Raw genomic sequence first — 800 nt, 5'->3', positions numbered from 1 at the left:
GCATGGCGATTTTCAGGGCGGCGAGGTTGATCATGGCTCGGTAGCTCTCATCGGTTTTCTCGTATCGGGTGGCGATCCGGCGAAATGTTTTGAGGCTGCAGAAGAAGTTTTCCACGAGATGCCGCCAGCGATAAGCATGGAAGTCACAGTCGATGTTCTGCTTCCGGTTCGATTTTGGAGGGATCACCGCTACCGCACCTCTATCGTTGAGTTCCGCACGCAACCAGTCAGCGTCGAAGGCCTTGTCGCCGAGCAACATACCGAATTCGACGTCTTTAATCAGCGGGCTCACTCCGACGAGGTCGTGGCTTTGACCGGGCAGCAGAACGAAACGCGCCAGGTTTCCCAGCGCGTCCACCAGCGCCACGATCTTGGTGGTCAGACCGCCGCGTGACCGTCCGATCGCCTGACGTTGAGTCCCCCCCTTGCGCCGGTGCCCTGCTGGTGGACCCGAACAATAGTACCGTCGATCATGGCATATTCGAAGTCACGATCGCCGGATAATCGCTCGAATAGAAGATCGAAGACCCCTTTTGTCGCCCAGCGACGAAAGCGACGAAAATTGGAGTTCCAGTTACCAAAGCTCTGCGGCAGATCTCGCCAAGGTGCTCCCGTTCCGGCGATCCACAGGACAGCGTCCAGGAACTTGCGATTGTCCGCAGCCGAACGGCCGCGATCACCGACCTTACCGGGCAGTGCCGGGCGGACCCGTTCCCACTGCTCGTCGCTCAATCCATGTCGATCCAAGATGACGCTCCCTTCGTCAGCCTTGAATCGCACCCGCCCCCAAAAGTGAACCC

1 pseudogene is annotated in these 800 nt (G+C 58.8%); it reads right to left on the bottom strand.

The annotated features are described in order from the left end of the window. Positions 1-780: pseudogene (locus NLI89_RS21690) on the bottom strand (IS5 family transposase); the annotation flags it as partial. Positions 781-800 lie beyond the last annotated feature (20 nt).

Origin of the sequence: Sphingomonas faeni, assembly GCF_024273235.1 — a bacterium.
GTDB classification, from domain to species: Bacteria; Pseudomonadota; Alphaproteobacteria; order Sphingomonadales; family Sphingomonadaceae; genus Sphingomonas; species Sphingomonas faeni_A.
This window is presented reverse-complemented; position numbering and strand designations above follow the sequence as displayed.